This window comes from Nocardia sp. NPDC004573, assembly GCF_053602135.1.
Genome location: NZ_JBSGDA010000012.1, coordinates 189,995 through 205,376, shown reverse-complemented (window position 1 = coordinate 205,376; position 15,382 = coordinate 189,995). Strand labels below are relative to the sequence as shown.

Genomic DNA, 15,382 nt, shown 5'->3' with positions numbered 1-15,382 from the left:
GACCCGGCACACCAGACTGACCCGGCACCGACTGAGACGGAACACCCGACGGACCGGCAGTGCCCGGCGAACCAGCCGAACCCGGAACCCCGGCGCCATTGGATTGACCCGGTGCCGGAGCGCCGGCTTGACCCGGCGGAGGGGAAACACTCGGCTGTCCCGGTATAGCCGTGCCCGGTCGCGACCGCTGCTGATCCGGCCGATTCGACCACGGCGTCGCCGGGCCGGTCTGCTCATCTTCCGCCGTTTCCGGCTCTTGCGCTGCTACCTCGACCCCGGTGGGCCAGATTTCAGCAGAGGTCATGATCGTCCCCCGGTTGTCGGTGCCATCGGCAGGTGGAGGATGCCCGAACGGTAGGTTCGAGCAGTGGGTCGCTGACGTTCATCCAACCCGTCTCACAAGTTGCTGTGAACTGATCTGGCAGCCTGGACAATTCGCGCTTGTCAGTGTAGTTGGATTCGGAACCGGCCTCCCGGTTCTGCCAGCGCCGCGCTTCCCGCCATTGGGAAGCCTCGACAATGAAGACGTCGAAAGTAGGTCTCACTCATGGTCGATCGCTGTGCTGCGCGACTTGAGGTGTTTGATCCGAGAGGTGGACCTGGCCGTGGTGATCCACGTACACCCTGTGGCCTCGACCGGGTACGCCGGTCGTCGCAGTATCTGCTCCCCGTCGATGTCAGGTAGGTGATCCCATGGGCTTCTGGAGTGGGCTCGGCAACTTCACGGTGACCACCGCGGCCGGCTTGGTCGGTGGCGCGGTCGGGTCCTTACTGGGTCCGGCCGGGACGGTGGCTGGCGCCGCCCTGTTCTCTGGGATGGCGGAGGCTGTTTGGACGGGCACAGTGGAAGACGGCACTTTTGAAGAGTCGGTCACCGAAGGTGCGAAAACCGGTTTGTTCGGCGTTTTCCTGGGAGGAGCGGGGGGTGGCGCGGCGAGGGGTCTTTTCGCCACCGCGCCGCAATTGTTCGGTCGGACGATGACGACTGGAGGCGGTCGTGCACTCGCCGGCGCACTGCGGCCGAATGTCGCTACGAACAGGGGGTTCCCGTCGTTCAGGGCGGCAAGGGGTTGGTTGACCGGCGCGGGAGTGGGTAGCGGAGCTATGAGCCTGGTAAATGGAGCGCCGCCGAAGTCGTCGAACGGCCAGCCGTACTCCGAGATGCTTCCGACCAAAATCCTTGATAGCTCGACAGTATTCAGCACCAGCTGAGGGGCAGCGCTATGGACATGCACCAGATGCTGATGCCCGATCGAGACAAGGTTCGGCAGGGCAATTACCCTTCGGAATGGGTTCACTCGGTCTTCACCGAGTCTTGCTTCAAAGATTTGTATAAAAACTTCGACAAGATTTGGAAAAGTCTCGGAAAGGACTCCAAGAGCGACCCTCCTAAAGTCCCGAGCGTGCCGCAGGTCGCCCCTGCGAATGTGGGCAGCTTCACCAACTATGCGGAAGTTGCGGTGCAACTCCGGCGATCGTACACTGAGCTGAACGGCAACGTCACTGAGTTGGTGAAGTCGGTGCGAGAGTCCGGAAAATGGTCGGAGGCGGGACAGGAAGCGACCAACAAGATAATCGACGAGCAAATCGTCGCGATGGCGCCTACCGCTCCGCCTCAAGGGATACAGATCGACAGTTATATTCTGACTTGGGTCACCGAAGCCAACAATTCTCTTGCGAGCGAGATCGAGACCGTCAAGCAGGGGCAGAGCGGCGTGGCCAAGGACATCGACGATCAGACCAAGATGATCAAGGAACTGCAAGATCACATAAAGAAACTGGAACAGGCGCAGAAGCACCCGGATTTGGATCCGCCGTCCATCGATACGGGGAAATGGCCGACCGGCCTGGGGGACCCCCGGTCCACCGACAACACCCTGCCTCCAGGTTTGGATGGCCTCGATGGTCTCGACGACCCGGACAACTCCGGCCTGACGCCCCCCGGTTTGAACGATCCTGGTTTGGACACCCCTGGCGTGGACAATGGTTTGAACCCCCAGACACCCGGCGGCATCGACCCGATCGGCAGCACGCCGGGCGTGACGACACCCCCCACCCCCGCCGTGCCGCCCGCTTCCGCCATGTCGCCGATGGGCTCCGGCATGGACATGATGAGTTCCATGCTGCCGATGATGATGCAGCAGGCGATGATGCGGAACATGGCCGATCGGGACTTGAACGATCGCCGTGCGGAACTGGATCCGAGCCGCTTCGACGACCGGCTCGATGCGGTGGCCCCGCCGCCGGTCGCGCCGCCGGTCACGGCTCAGCCCGCCGTCGCGCAGCCGTCCACGACGGCTCCGGCGACGCATCACCCCGCGACGCCGGCAGGCACAACGTCTTCCACCCAGCCCACCGTGGCGCCGGGCCGGACCCCGGACGCGGACGGCAGCGTGACGTACACCTTCCCCGACGGACGCACGCAAAAGGTTTCCGCCATGGTCGCTCAAGCCCTGGACGCGGCATTCGGCAATCGCAGCGGCACCGACGCGCAGAAGGCGTACGAGAAGACGTCGGCGAAGTGGTCGGACAAGAAGCAGATCGGTACTTCCGTCGATCCTTTCCAGTTGATGACCGGAGACGTCGCCGTGTGGGAGAAGCGCACCGCGATCCTCGTGGTGTTCCCCTCCGACGACGGCGCGGGCACACTGGAGGCCGTCATCGACGGCGAGCTGAAACCCTGCAACCCACCGGAGATGTCCGACAAGGCGGGAGAATTCGGTAGCTTCACCGGGTTCGTGCACCCGAAGGGCATCGAGGTGACCGCGCCGACCGACGGGTCCGTACCCCCGTCGACGCCGGGTTCGGCCGATCAGCCCGCGGCTGCGGCGATGCCGGTTGTCGCGACGGGCTGATCGCGCGAGCATGGGGACAGCGGCAGATGAGGAGAGGAGGTCGCGATGGCGCTGAAGGTGGATCCGCACGAACTCGTCGCTGCGGCGTCGAAACTCGCCGCGATGGCGCGCGATACCGGTGCGGCGATGCCCGGCGGATGGGTCGTGCCCGCGGGGGCTGACCCGATCTCCGCCGCCGCGGTGCCGCAACTCAACGCGCAGGCCGCGTCACTGTTCAACGGGATGGCCGGGGTTCTCACCGATATCCAGCGCACCGCGTACAACATCGGGGCGGCAGCCGCCGATTACACGTCGGCCGACGACGACGGCGCTCGGACCATCAACGGCAGCGGCGGTGAGCTTCTCGCCAATCCGGTCGGCGACGTGCAGGAGATCGGCCCCCGGCGCCCGCCGGGTCTGCGTTTCCCTGCCGCCGGCGGAGCCGTCGACCCGTTGACTTTCGCTCAGCAGTTGCACTCGGGCCCAGGGCCCGGTGCGGCGAAGGGATTCGCGGACGCGCTGCGCAAGTTCGCCGGCGGTCCGCATCTCGCGGCGATCGAGGGCGTGAACTCGGCGGCGAAGTCGATGCAGAACTGGGAACCGGTCGGTTCCGCGGCCGCCGCGGAGCTCGGTCAGCGCCGCGGGTGGTTGGACCAGCTCGGCATCGGTCTGGGCATGCTGGCCGACGGAATCGATACCTACAGTGACGCGTTCCGGACCGCGAAAGCCAAACATCCGACGCCGCAGGAGATCATCGCCGCGCGAAAGGAGCTCATCGCGGCGATGCGCTCCAAGAACGAACTCGGTATCCAGGCCGCCCTTGCGAAGTTCAACGAACAGAACGCCCGATCGGCGGAGACCATCACCGGTTACTCCACCGAGGTGGGCGCGAAGGTCGGAGCGAGTGAAGGCGCCAGTGAAGGCGCAGGAAAGGGCAGCGGCAATGGTGATTCCAGCGCATTGACGCAAATGCTGCCTGCCCTGATGAGCGCCATGGCCTCGGCCGGAATGCCGCTGAGCCAGCTCGGGCAATCGGATCCAGCGGACGTCTACGACGACTACGGCCTCGACCAGTACGGTTACGACGACCTAGGCATTCCCAGCGGGCTCGGTGCGGGCAGCCCGAGCGGGATGCCGGCCGGCAGCCCCGGCGCCGGTATACCGGATATCGAAGCGGCAACCGTCGCGGCAAGCGCCTTGCCGGTCGCCGCGGCGGCCACCCTCGGATCCGGCATGCCGCGCGCCTCGGTGATCGAGCCTCTCGGCACGGCGTCGGCCGCCAATGCGGCCGCCGCCCGCGGCGGTTCGCCGATGATGCCGTACATGCCGATGGCCCCGGGCATGGGCAACTCGGGCGGCAACAACGACCGCAACCGGGTGGTGGCGTGGCATCCCGACCGCTTGATGTACGTGGACGACACTCCGCACACCGAAGCGGTGATCGGCGAACGGCCGACCATAGCCCCGACGGTCACCCCGCCGACGCCCACTCCGAGCAACCAGACCCCTTCCCAACCCGGAGGTAACGCATGAGTGAGCACAGCGAGGTGGAGTCGTGAGTGCCATCCACCCGGACGTGCAGGCGGCTTTGGACGCCGCCCGCGATCTGCGGCACCGGATCGCGGAGATGCGGGAGAAGATCGACAACATCCGGGCCCGCAGGCCGTCGCCGAGCGGCGCGGTCATCCCGGAGGTCGACGCGATGGGCAGGTTGACCGATCTCTACCTCGCCCCCGGTACCGCCGCGCGCCTCACCAGCCCGGAACTGGTCGCCGAGATCATGTCCGCTATCCGGGAGAGCACCGCCGACGCGGCGCGGCAGTATCAAAGCGTCATGGAGACTCCGGTCGATGGAATCGAGCCGGTCGCCACTGCGTCGGGGCAGTCCGGATGACCGAGCCCGCCCCGGACGTCACCGTCGCGGACACGGTCCGGTGGTTGCACGACGAGGGGTTGGTCCGGCTGGCGGGGGTGGCGGACGGCATCTCGTCGACGATCGTCGCCTACACGATCGATGTCGCCACCGGAACCGTCTCGGCGCACCCCGCCACTGGAGGCGGGGTCGGCGCGGACGTGGTGTCCCTGGCCGCCGACGACCTGCCGTACCCGGTCGGCACTGCCCGGCGTCTGGTGATCGCAGGTGTCACGACGACGGATGCGGTACTCGTGATCGACTTGGCGACGACGCTGACGATCGCGATCAACGCCGACCATCCGGAGCAGGCGGCCCGGTCCTGGGTTCTGCAACTGCTGTTGAATCCGGAGATCACCATCACCACCAACAGCGCCGACGTCGCGATCGGCACCAGCACCCGGCTGCGGCAGAGCTTCATCCCGGGTGGCGGCGCGACCCTGGTCAACGTCGACGACACCCGCCCTCCGGTGACGGCGGTGACGTTGAACCCGGCCACGGAAGGTCCCGACCATCTCGACGTGGACCCGGACGGCACCGGGGAGCTGTATCTCGGCGCACGGTTCTGGCAGCTGCGCCAGGTCATGCGCATCGAGGACGCGGCCTGGTCCGTACTGGCGGCGCGCCTGGAATCGGTGGCCGACGATGCCGATTACACCCTCAATCCTCAGCCCGGCGAACGATTCTCGGAGACCAGCCGATGACCGACATGCACCCGATTCAGGTGGACGACTACGACTTCGACGATGACGACCAGCCGGAGGCCACCCCACCGGACTGGCGGACCTTGACCTACGAGGTCTTCAACCCAGACCACACCGTCGGCGTCGGATGCGATCGCGACGGCGAGATCATCGGCCTGCACATCACCGATGATGCCCGCGACAACGGCGACGAGTGGCTGGCGTCCCAGATCGTCAAGCTCGCGCGGCTGGCGCACGCGAAATCGCGGGTGGGGCTGCGGGCCGAGATGGAATACAAGGGCACGCGTTCCTACACGATCGACTCGTTCGATCTTCCGACCGAGGCGTCGTATCGCGCCATGGAGGAAGCCGAGTTCCGACGCGACACCTGAGTGCCGACCGCCGCACGGCGAGACAGGACAGCGAGATGACCGACAAATTCGATACCGACGATCCGCACGAGGTGGTCGCCGCCGCGCACAAGTTCCGCACCGCGATAGCCACGGTCGGTGGCCAGGTCGGGCAGATCAGTAGCGGTTTCGTCGCGCCACGGCGACCTGAATCGGAGATCGACCGGCAGCTGGTGACGCACACGCGGTGGATCAAGGCGACCTTCGAGCGCGCCGTACGGGCCAACGGCCGCCGCGTGGACGCGACGACAGAGGTCACCGCCCAAGTGTCCTACGCTCACGCCGACGCCGATCGCGCCGGTGCCGCCGCGGTGCGTCGCGGCGCCGAATCCGTCTGACTGCCTGATGGAACCGGAGCGCGACAGTCCGTACTGGGACGCCATCGTCGGCGACAACTGGCCGGCGATATCGCCGGGGGACTGGAGTGCACTGGAACGTCTCGCGCGAGAGGGCGCGGGAGCGTTGGACTTGCTCGACGCCGACAGCAAGCGTCGCGACTTCGACGAACGTGCCCGCTCCAGCGCCGGTCTACAGCCGATCAAGGACGACATGCTGCGCCAGCGGATGAATCCGCAGGCGTTCGCCGACGCGCTGGAGGCCACGGCGGACACCTTCCGGGACTTCTCGGACCTGGTGTATCGCACCCGCAACAAGATCCTGGACATCGTTGACGAGACCACCTCGCGGATCAGTGCGACCAAACGCGCGGCCGCGGCGGAAGAGGATGAATCCGATGCCCAGGCCATCCGCAGCCGGATCCCCGGAATGATCGCCGCGGCCAGGGAAGACGTGGAGGACGTCGTCCGCGCCGCGCTCGGTTCGATCAACCCGCAAGGCCTGCCCAGCCTGGGTTTGATCGCCGACGCGCTGGGGCAGCCGGGTCCTTGGCAGCCGGGCCACCGCAATGCGGACGACCACAGTGGGGACGTCCGCCATCAGCACCGGCCTGCGACGGACCATTCCGGCAGTCCACGACACGACGGACCGCCGGGGACGGATCGTCCGAAAGACGATCTCCCGGACGCGGTGGTCCCGCGGGATGTCGACGACCGGCCGGTCACCGCCGATCCGGTCGGCCCGGTGTTGCCCGGTGGCGAGCTCGAAAAGCCGCCCGGCCCCATCGTCGCCGGCGACAGCTCCAGCCCGCCGTCGACCGGCACCGTGCCGGATCAGCACATCCCCGGCGGACCGACGACCGTCCCGGTGAACACCGCGCCCGGCGGAGTCCAGGAGGGCGGACCCGGTCTGCCCGCCGCGGGTGGTCCGCCGCGCGGGCAGGTCACCGGCACCGAGCACACAATGCCGGGCCGGGATGCCCCGATGGACAGTGATGATCCGGCTGCGGCCGGTCCGGATGCGCGAGATTCGCACGGGAGGGATCCCGAGGTCACGGCCGAGGGAGCGGAGTCTGCGGCCACCGACCGTTCCACCAGCACCGTTTCGGCGGCGGATGCGCACGACCCGGTCGCGCCCGAGCAGCAGTTCGCCGGCTCTTCGACGGCTGTGGACGACATCACCGCCGCCACATCAGCTCCACCGCCTTTCATCCTTCCTCCACCGGTCGCGGCGCCCGCGTCCACCGCACCGTTCACACCAGCCGCGCCGACCGGGCAGGTCGCCTCGGCCGCTCCCGCCGGACCGGCTGTTTCCGCACCCGCGGCGCAGGCGGGATCGGTTCCGCCGCAAGTGCAGGCGAAGCAGACTGCGCCTCCACCCAGTGAATCGCGGGGGCCGGTCGCCGCACCCAAGGTCACGGTGGGGAGCGTCGGGCCGCCCCCGGGTGCGGGCGTGGGCAAAGCGCAGTCACCGGGTGCGACCGAGCAGCCCGCGGACCCGCGTGAGAACAGCACGGACGACAACGACGAGTCGATGCGCAGTGTGGTCGGCGCGGCCATGACATCGGCGGCCGCCCCGGCATTCGTCCTGGGTGAGCGGGTGGACGGTGATCTGGTGCTGGCCCGCACGCTGTTGGGGGGAATTCTGGCGGCGGGTGGGGACGCCGTTCTTGGGCTCGGCTGGGCGGTTTCGGTGATGCGTCATCCGAGCGGAATCACCGCGTTCGTCACCTCGAACGAGGGCCGCGGCTGGATACCGGCCGGGTTGTACCTGCCGCGTGAGTTGTCCACGCCGTGGGTATGGGAGGTGGCCGAGAGCGCGTGGGAGGGCGTCGCCGATCCTGTTCGCGTACTGGCGGAGTTCGGCATCGCCTGGGGTCGCAAGTCCGGCGCCAGGCTGACCGCTGTCGCCTCCTCGGAGGAAATCGACGCAGCGTTGCGACGGCAGTTGGGTGATGTGCCGATCGAAGGAGAAGTGGCCGCGTCGTCGGCGATGGACTTCAGCGCGCCGAGGCCGAGTCTGGCAGATCGCCTGGAAATGGTCGCGGCTCCGGCGCTGGTGCGGCGGGCCGCGACCACGCTGGAGTCGGAAATCGAACTGCGCTGCCGGGAACTGGCTTCGGACGCGCACGTTCGTGTCCACAAGGCCGGGCTGGGCTCCCCGGCCGCGCTGGACGCGCCGGCGACGCGCGAGCGCATTCTCGCCGCGCTGCGACAGCGCCGCGAGGTGCCGCAGGAGTGGTGGGAGGAGCTCCGGGATGCCGACGACCTGCTCACCGCGACGATGTTGTCGCATCGCGCCGATGTGTCCAGGGTCGCCCTGGGTGAGCTCCGCGCCGAACACGCCGACGGCCGACACGCATCGGAGATGAGCGCGTTGCGCGCCATGGTCTTCGAGCGGCGTTGTGACGAACTCGTGCTGCTGCTTGCCGAGGCGGCGACCAGGCAGAGTCTGCGCGACGCGGTGTATGCACATGCGCAGATCGTGAGTCACCCGGCTTTTGTCACATCCGCTCCCGCTCCCGCTGCGCCGGTTCGGCGACCGACCATCTCGGCAGGGCCGGGCCGCTGAGCGGAAGCGGATGCCGCGGTCGAAGGCATTGCGACACAAAGGTTTCGAAGAACATGCGCACCTGGCAACAGTCCCGCACTCCCCAGGTTTGGGAAGAATCGACAATAAGGGGACGTGTGGTGGGAAAGGATCTGATCGAGCATGCCGAACAGCAGCATGGAAATCGACCCTATGGTTTTGCGTCAGCTGGCCGACCAACACGACCGCGTCGCGCGCGACACGAGGGAATGGGCCAAACCGCCGACGGAGTGGCTCGCGAACTTCCTGCCCACCTACGGCAAGATCGCGTATCCGGTCTACGAAGCGCTGGAGCGCTACTACGACGCCCGGCAGCGTGCGGGCGAGGCGCTGGCCAGCGAACACGATCGCACCGCTGACTCGCTGCGGGCGTCCGCGGACGCCTACGAACAATCCGACGAGGATTTCGCCCAATACATCCGGCAGGTGGGCGGCGTGACCGACCAGCCGTCCCCGATCGCTCCGCCCGGAACCCAGACCGATCCGTTCGGTTCGGATCGCCCGACGGCGCCGTCCGTCTCCACACCCGGCGATGATCCCGGGACGGCCGACCCGAGTACAGCCGGGCCCGTTTCCACAGGTCCCGCTACGGCGGGCCCCGGCAGCGCCGAGAACGCTCCGCTCGCAGCAGCGCCTGGCGGACCCAACGGGGCATCGCCGACGGGTACGGGTGTGCCCGGCGCGACCGCCGCTCCGACGGATCCGGTAAGCGCCAACGGCAACGGCACGCCGAACGCGCCCGGAACGACGACGCCGGGCGGGCCGTCGAGCACCGGTGTGACCGCGCCGACGCCCGCAGGCCTGCCCCCCTCGGGGCCCGGCCCGCTCAACGGGGCTCCGGACGATCGCGCCGCCACGCAGTCGCCCAGTGGTGCGACGGGACGGACCGACATGCCGCCCATGCCGGTGCCGGTCGCGAGCCCGTTCGCGGCGGCGGTCGCCTCGGCGAAAGACAAGGAGGCCGATCCCGCGTACGTGGTGGGCAACCAGGTGAACGACGATCTGGTGCTGGCGAAGACGCTCCTCGGCAGCGTTCTCGCCGCCGTGGATTCCCCGGTGGGCATGGCCTGGGCGGTCGCGGTGATGCGCGGTCCCGGGGGTACGGGCGTCTTCATCACGTCGAACGAGGGCCGCGGCTGGCTGCCCGCCGGGTTGTTCCTTCCGCGTGAGGTTTCCACTCCGTGGAACTGGGACGAGTTGCTCGCCGCCGACGACGGCGCCGGATCGCCGTGGGAGGGCGTCACCGACCCCGCCCGGATATTGGCGGAGTTCGGCCTGGCCTGGGGCGCGAAGGCGAACGCGAATCTGTCGGCCCTGGTCTCCTCCGGACCGATCGATCCCGGCTTGCGATCCCGATTCGGCGAAGCGGCGATGGAGGGGCTCGTCGGCCCGTCCTACGACGTCGACCTGCGCGAGTTCACCCCGGATACAGCCGACCGCCTCGGCCTGACCGGTTCGATCGCGGGCCTGGAACATGTCTCGTCGGTACCCGACGCCCAGGTGCGGGCGCGCTGTGTGGAACTGGCCGTGGATGCCCACGCGCAGGTCGGCCGCTCCGGATCGGTTCCGGCCGAAGCCGCTACCTCGCGCCGGGTTCGGGAGCGAATCCTGGCCGACCTGCAAGCCGGACGGCCGGTGCCGCGCGAATTGTGGGACGAACTGCGCGACGCCGACGATCTGCTGGCGGCCTCCATGCTCGGGCAGCGGGTCGACGTGGGCCGGGTCGAGGTCGGGCAGCTGCGAGTGGACGCGGGGGCATCCCCCCTGCGCGGCATGGTCTTCGAGCGGCGCTGCAACGAGCTGGTGCTGCTATTGGCCGACGAGCCGAGCAAACAGACACTGCGCGATGCCGTGTACGCCCACGAACAGATCACGCTGCACCCCCAGTTCGTCTCGACACCGGCTCCCGTCTCCACCGCCGTGCAGCCGGAGCGCGTCGCACCCCCCGCGACGATTCCCTCGGTCACCGCTCCGGAGGTGGCCGGAGGGCCGCCGCCCGCGGTCGTGGCTGCGCCATCGACTCCGCCGCCGCCGGTGGCACCTCCTGAGCGGTCGTGAACACCGCACTTCGATAGACGGAGTCGGCGTGATCCGTGGCGCGGCAGCAACTCTTTCTGCCGCGCCACGAAGAATGCTCATACCTGAGCGAGCGGTTCCGAGTAAGGGGATCGTTCGTCAGGCGGCGTTGTCACGTGACTGCGGAGCAGGCATTCCGGAATTTCCCGGAATCTCGTTGGCGGGGTGACAGCGCCTGGGCGGCAACGAAGGCCCACCTACCCGGACGGTTGCGCCCACCGATCCAAGCCTGAGGTGGTGTGTCTTCGCGGGTCACTCCGACCGGCCTGGCGCCGCGCTGTGGCAGCGGGCGGATCGCGGCAGAACGCCACGACCAGCGCAGCGGCTTGCTCGCAGCATCGACGCCGAGCCTAGCCCGATTCTCGAGGCCGGATGTGCGCGGCCGCGTCGTCCGCCGGACTCGATTCGTCGGGCCTGAACCGTTCGTGCGGGATCGGCGCAAGGCCGAGGGTGCCCATCCCGCCGTCTTCGGCGCCGCATCGACCCAGGGCAGTCCCTCCCGACACCGGCCGAAGAGCTCCGGGCTAAGCCTCGATGACGGAAACCGCCTCCGCTTGCTCTTCGTCGGCATCGACCGCCGCAGTCTGCGTGGGCTCCCCGCTCGGCTGCTCGGACACGGCACGGTCCCTGGTCCGCCGGACCGGGATCACGCCAGGCGCCGTGGTCGTCGCCGGAGCGGGATTCGGATTGTCCGCAGGTTCGGTATTCCCCACCGGGGCCGCGGTGATGCCGCCGGGCTCCGCGGTGGCCGGTTGCGCGACGGCCGGTTGCGCATTCGGATCGCCTTGCGGCGGTGCGCCCGCGGGGGCGGCCTGATTGCCGGGGGGCGGGTTCTGGCCCGGCTGTCCGGGGGCGCCCTTGTTCTGGGCCTCTTTGGCTTTCTCCGCTTGCTCGGCCTTGTTCTCTTCGGCCCTCTGCATCATCTCGGGTATCTGCGAGATAAGCGGCATCGCCGCCATCGGCAGCATCGCGAGCATCGGCAACAGCGACGACAATCCGCCGTCACCACCACCACCGGTACCGCCGCCGGACGCGCCCCCGCCGCCGTTCTGGCCGCCGCCGTTCGAGTTACCCTTTCCTTTGCCGTTCGCCATGTCATCGTTGAGGTCGGCGATCGCGGTGACTTTGTCGTAGACCGCCTCCACGGCCGCGGCCACCGCCTTGAGCAGGGGAAGCTCCTGTGCGGGCTTGAGTTTGGCGCTACCCGCGGCCTTGAGCTTCGTATTCAAGTCGGTCACTATCGTTTTGATGGACCGTAGGGCCTGTACCTGTTCGGCGGCCACTGTGACGGAGGTTTTGACCACCTGGTCGTCCATCTGCAGCAACTTGAGCTGCCTGGCCTCGACCTTGTCGACGGTCTTGCGGTATTCGTCGTCCGCCTCGCCCTTGCCGAGGGTCTCGTAGATCGCCGGCTTGAGCAGGTCGTCGACTTTCGGCGGCGGGGTCGTCATGCCGCGGCCCAACAGGTCCACGGCGGTCTGAATCGCCGTGTCTGCCAATGCGATGAAGGCACGCAGCCCTTCCGACGCGCCAGGCGGGCAGTGCAGATCGACCAGCCAGAAGTGCTTGGCCTCGGAGGCGTAGCTCGCCAAGGGGGCAGAGGCCGACACCGCCGCCTTTTTGGCTTCGGTATTCGTCGCCGTTGTTACCATGCCGTCGCCACCCGCCTCTCAGGAGTCCCAACCATTGTCTCCGCTTCCCGGTTCTGGGAAGTGGTTCATAGTTCGATCACCCACCCACGAATGGGAATACGGCCGAATCGGTTCGGGCGACACAATAACTGGAAGAGTGTGAGAGGCGGTCGGTGATGAGCGATGGCGAGTCGGTCGAATGGCACCGGCACTGACGAACGACCTGGACGGGGTGCTCCGATCGCTGCTTGCGCTGTACGGAGACGGTCAGCCCGCAGGCCAGGCGGCAACCGGGACACAAGCGCTCGCCGCCGACCTGCGTACTACGTCCGGGGCGGTGGCGCTGCGGTACGGCGAGGCACAGGGCATGCAGTTGTCGGTCGCGGAATCGCATGCGGGCAAGGACAGCATCGTGAGCAAAGCGGTCGGCGAGTCCGGTGACGGAACCGTCAACGGACGCGGCCGCCTGACCAACCACATCGCGGATTTCCAGACCCGGGCGCAGGCGATCGCCGCGGTGGGTGACACCCGCTTCAGCGGTCCCGCGCTACTGGACGCGGCGCAGACCACGATCTCGAATGCCGCCAAGCAGGTCGACGCCGATGTCGCCGCCGCACGACAGCAGGCCGCGCAGATCATGCCACCCGCGGCGCCGCCGGTCCGGCAGGCCCGGCACGGCCCCGCGCCGCGGCGGCGGCGACGGACACGCTCGAGGTCCAGGTCCTCTTCCCGGCTGCGCCGCAACAGCGCGGTGCGCTCGGACGGCACCAGGGGGAGCGACGCGGTGCTGGCCGCCAGTAATTGGCTCGGCACCCCCTATGTGTGGGGCGGGGGCGGCGCCGGTGGACCCAGCGGCGGCGGATTCGATTGCTCAGGTCTCACTCAGTACGCGATCGCCCAAGCCAGCCACGGGGAAGTGGTGCTACCCCGCACCACGTACGATCAGATCTACAGCGGGGTTCGGGTGCACCCCGAGGACGTGCGTCCCGGTGACCTGGTGTTCCCCGCCGGATCGTTCAGTGCGCGCGGGCCCGAGCACGTGCAGCTGGCGGCCGGCAACGGCATGGTCATCGAAGCGCCCTACACGGGTTCGACGGTGAAGTGGTCGCGTATGCCGAGCGAGGCCGTCGTCGTCCGCGTGCTGTGAACCGGTGACGGGGGAGGAGAGCCGAGCGTGGTTATAGACATCCCCAGCGAGGTCGCGCTCTTCCTCAATATCTGCGGCATCCCCTACCCCGATATCAACGAGGACGATGTGCGCGCTCTTGCCGCGCATGTGCGCACCTTCGCCGCACAGGTGCGTGACACGCACGACTCGGCCACCGGCGTGATCGGCCAGATGGGTGACTTCTACTCGGGGGAGTCCTACCAGCAGCTCGTCGCCACGTGGGCGAGCATGAGTTCAACCCACATGCGGCAACTCGACAGCGCGTGCGACTTCGTCGGGCAGGCACTCGACGTGGCGGCGACAGTGATCACCGCGGTGAAGGTCGCCGTATTGGCCGAACTCGCCGCCCTGGCCGTGACGTACGCCTCGATCCTGGTCACGCCGCCGCTGGCGCCGTCCGCGCCGCTGGTCGTCGCCGCGGCGCGCCGACTGTGCGAGGAGATGGCGCAGTACCTGATCGCCTACATCGTCGCCGAAGTCATCGGCAAGGCGATCGAACCGCTCGAGCAGGCCATCGACGACATGGTGTCGGGAATCGTCTATGACGCGACCCGGGACGCGCTCGACATCCCGTCCTCGGGCAAACCCACGCCGCTGCGCATCGACCCCGACGCGGTGCAGCATTTCGCGAAAGTGCTCGATGATCACGCCGACGACATCATGCGGCATGCGGCGACATTCGCGGATAACGTCGCGACACTCGACTTCACGACATCGATGCCGTTCGACGCCATGGTGCCTCCCGCCGCGACGGACGGCGGCCCTCCAGGTGGACCCGTGCCTACGCCGGAACAATTGCTTCTCCGGCACGGCGAACAGCCCGAGACGCGCTTCGGCACAGCCGGGCCGAGCGGCCTGCCAGGACACGGAGCCGGCGATGCGCCCGTCCCCGCCACGATGCGTGAACCCGCGAACGCCGCCGCGACCGGTGAACGACCGGCCGGTCGAAACGGATTCGAAAACGACGGGGCTGCACCGGTCCGTGCCGGTGACCGATCGGCCTCTCACGCGGAGGCGGAAGCTCGTGGTCCGGTCTCGGACACCGCGAAGATGTCGCAGGTCTCCGCGCCGCACAGCGCGGCGTCGAATGCGACGGACGCGCCGACAGGACTCGAGAGCCCACGCGCGAGGGTGGTACACCCCGGCGCGGATGCCGCAGCGGCGGCTCGCGACGTAGTGCCGGCGGACCCGGCGTATTCCCAGTTCAGCCGCCCCGGCTTGCAGTCCGGTGTGGCCCCGGCCGGGGATGTGCCCGTGATCGACGAGCTCGCATCCGACAGTCCCGTCATGGCCGAATCTCCGGGCGTTGCGCCACTCGCCCAGCAGGGTGGCGGCGCGGCCACGCCATGGGGACGTGCCCCGCAACCGGTGGGCGCGTCGAATTCCAATCCGAAACCCGGACCTCCGGCGAAGGTCCCGCCGAAGGTGCGTCGGCCTGCGGCCACCCCGTGGGCGAAGAGCCGTCGGACTCGGCAGGTTCCCGCTGGGGTACAGGTGCCCGCTGGGGTATACGCACCGTCCACTCGGCCGCCTCTGAGTCCGGTACCGGAAAAGGGTTCCGAAGCCAACGGTGCGAAAGATCTCGCCGACGCGAACCCCGCTCCTTCACGAGTTACGGCTTCGGCGTCCGACTCGGGGAACCCGCCCCCGCCGCGCGCCTGACCGAAAAGAACCACGACATAGGAAAACCCATTCCCGAGCGCGGGAATGGGTTGCTGAGTCCACGAGGCGGCAGTGGTAGAC

General features: G+C 68.3%; 11 protein-coding genes. 10 read left to right on the top strand and 1 reads right to left on the bottom strand.

Going from position 1 to position 15,382, the window contains the following annotated elements; translation table 11 throughout:
* Positions 1–1,223 precede the first annotated feature (1,223 nt).
* The 8 genes from ACWEKR_RS20615 to ACWEKR_RS20580 all read left to right on the top strand — a co-directional run bounded on the left by ACWEKR_RS20615 (position 1,224) and on the right by ACWEKR_RS20580 (position 10,822).
* Positions 1,224–2,855 (top strand): hypothetical protein, encoded by a 1,632-nt coding sequence (locus ACWEKR_RS20615; RefSeq protein WP_452355838.1) that lies wholly within the window; start codon positions 1,224–1,226, stop codon positions 2,853–2,855.
* 45 nt (positions 2,856–2,900) lie between these two features.
* On the top strand, positions 2,901–4,367 hold the full coding sequence (locus ACWEKR_RS20610; RefSeq protein ID WP_452355837.1) for a PPE domain-containing protein: 1,467 nt from the start codon (positions 2,901–2,903) through the stop codon (positions 4,365–4,367).
* Between the two features lie 22 nt (positions 4,368–4,389).
* Entirely contained in the window at positions 4,390–4,728 is a 339-nt protein-coding gene (locus ACWEKR_RS20605; protein ID WP_195087235.1) for a YbaB/EbfC family nucleoid-associated protein, read from the top strand.
* Positions 4,725–5,450 (top strand): hypothetical protein, encoded by a 726-nt coding sequence (locus ACWEKR_RS20600; protein WP_452355836.1) that lies wholly within the window; start codon positions 4,725–4,727, stop codon positions 5,448–5,450. The genes ACWEKR_RS20605 and ACWEKR_RS20600 overlap by 4 nt, the downstream gene beginning before the upstream one ends.
* Positions 5,447–5,821, top strand: a complete 375-nt coding sequence (locus tag ACWEKR_RS20595; protein WP_452355835.1) for a hypothetical protein — start codon at positions 5,447–5,449, stop codon at positions 5,819–5,821. Before ACWEKR_RS20600 ends, ACWEKR_RS20595 begins: the two co-directional genes overlap by 4 nt.
* A gap of 35 nt (positions 5,822–5,856) precedes the next feature.
* A complete protein-coding gene (locus ACWEKR_RS20590) occupies positions 5,857–6,177 on the top strand; it encodes a hypothetical protein (RefSeq protein WP_452355834.1) in 321 nt (106 codons plus the stop codon).
* Between the two features lie 7 nt (positions 6,178–6,184).
* The gene (locus tag ACWEKR_RS20585) at positions 6,185–8,746 is read left to right on the top strand and encodes a hypothetical protein (RefSeq protein ID WP_452355833.1); all 2,562 of its coding nucleotides are present in this window, start codon (positions 6,185–6,187) and stop codon (positions 8,744–8,746) included.
* 141 nt (positions 8,747–8,887) lie between these two features.
* Positions 8,888–10,822 carry a type VII secretion target gene (locus tag ACWEKR_RS20580; RefSeq protein ID WP_452355832.1) on the top strand — a complete coding sequence of 645 codons (1,935 nt, stop codon included), beginning with the start codon at positions 8,888–8,890 and terminating at the stop codon, positions 10,820–10,822.
* A 542-nt stretch (positions 10,823–11,364) separates the two neighbouring features.
* Here the strand turns inward: ACWEKR_RS20580 and ACWEKR_RS20575 are convergent.
* Positions 11,365–12,492, bottom strand: coding sequence for a hypothetical protein (locus ACWEKR_RS20575; RefSeq protein ID WP_452355831.1), 1,128 nt, complete (start codon positions 12,490–12,492; stop codon positions 11,365–11,367).
* Positions 12,493–12,670: 178 nt separating this feature from the next.
* Here ACWEKR_RS20575 and ACWEKR_RS20570 point away from each other — a divergent pair, with 178 nt between their 5' ends.
* Positions 12,671–13,618, top strand: coding sequence for a C40 family peptidase (locus ACWEKR_RS20570; RefSeq protein ID WP_452355830.1), 948 nt, complete (start codon positions 12,671–12,673; stop codon positions 13,616–13,618).
* A gap of 27 nt (positions 13,619–13,645) precedes the next feature.
* Positions 13,646–15,301 carry a WXG100-like domain-containing protein gene (locus ACWEKR_RS20565; protein ID WP_452355829.1) on the top strand — a complete coding sequence of 552 codons (1,656 nt, stop codon included), beginning with the start codon at positions 13,646–13,648 and terminating at the stop codon, positions 15,299–15,301.
* The last annotated feature ends 81 nt before the right edge of the window (positions 15,302–15,382 follow it).

Coding starts and splice junctions, on each gene's coding strand:
- ACWEKR_RS20615 (WP_452355838.1), top strand. CDS start 1,224: ATGGACATGCACCAGATGCTGATGCCCGATCGAGACAAGGTTCGGCAG.
- ACWEKR_RS20610 (WP_452355837.1), top strand. CDS start 2,901: ATGGCGCTGAAGGTGGATCCGCACGAACTCGTCGCTGCGGCGTCGAAA.
- ACWEKR_RS20600 (WP_452355836.1), top strand. CDS start 4,725: ATGACCGAGCCCGCCCCGGACGTCACCGTCGCGGACACGGTCCGGTGG.
- ACWEKR_RS20595 (WP_452355835.1), top strand. CDS start 5,447: ATGACCGACATGCACCCGATTCAGGTGGACGACTACGACTTCGACGAT.
- ACWEKR_RS20590 (WP_452355834.1), top strand. CDS start 5,857: ATGACCGACAAATTCGATACCGACGATCCGCACGAGGTGGTCGCCGCC.
- ACWEKR_RS20585 (WP_452355833.1), top strand. CDS start 6,185: ATGGAACCGGAGCGCGACAGTCCGTACTGGGACGCCATCGTCGGCGAC.
- ACWEKR_RS20580 (WP_452355832.1), top strand. CDS start 8,888: ATGCCGAACAGCAGCATGGAAATCGACCCTATGGTTTTGCGTCAGCTG.
- ACWEKR_RS20575 (WP_452355831.1), bottom strand. CDS start 12,492: ATGGTAACAACGGCGACGAATACCGAAGCCAAAAAGGCGGCGGTGTCG.
- ACWEKR_RS20570 (WP_452355830.1), top strand. CDS start 12,671: ATGGCACCGGCACTGACGAACGACCTGGACGGGGTGCTCCGATCGCTG.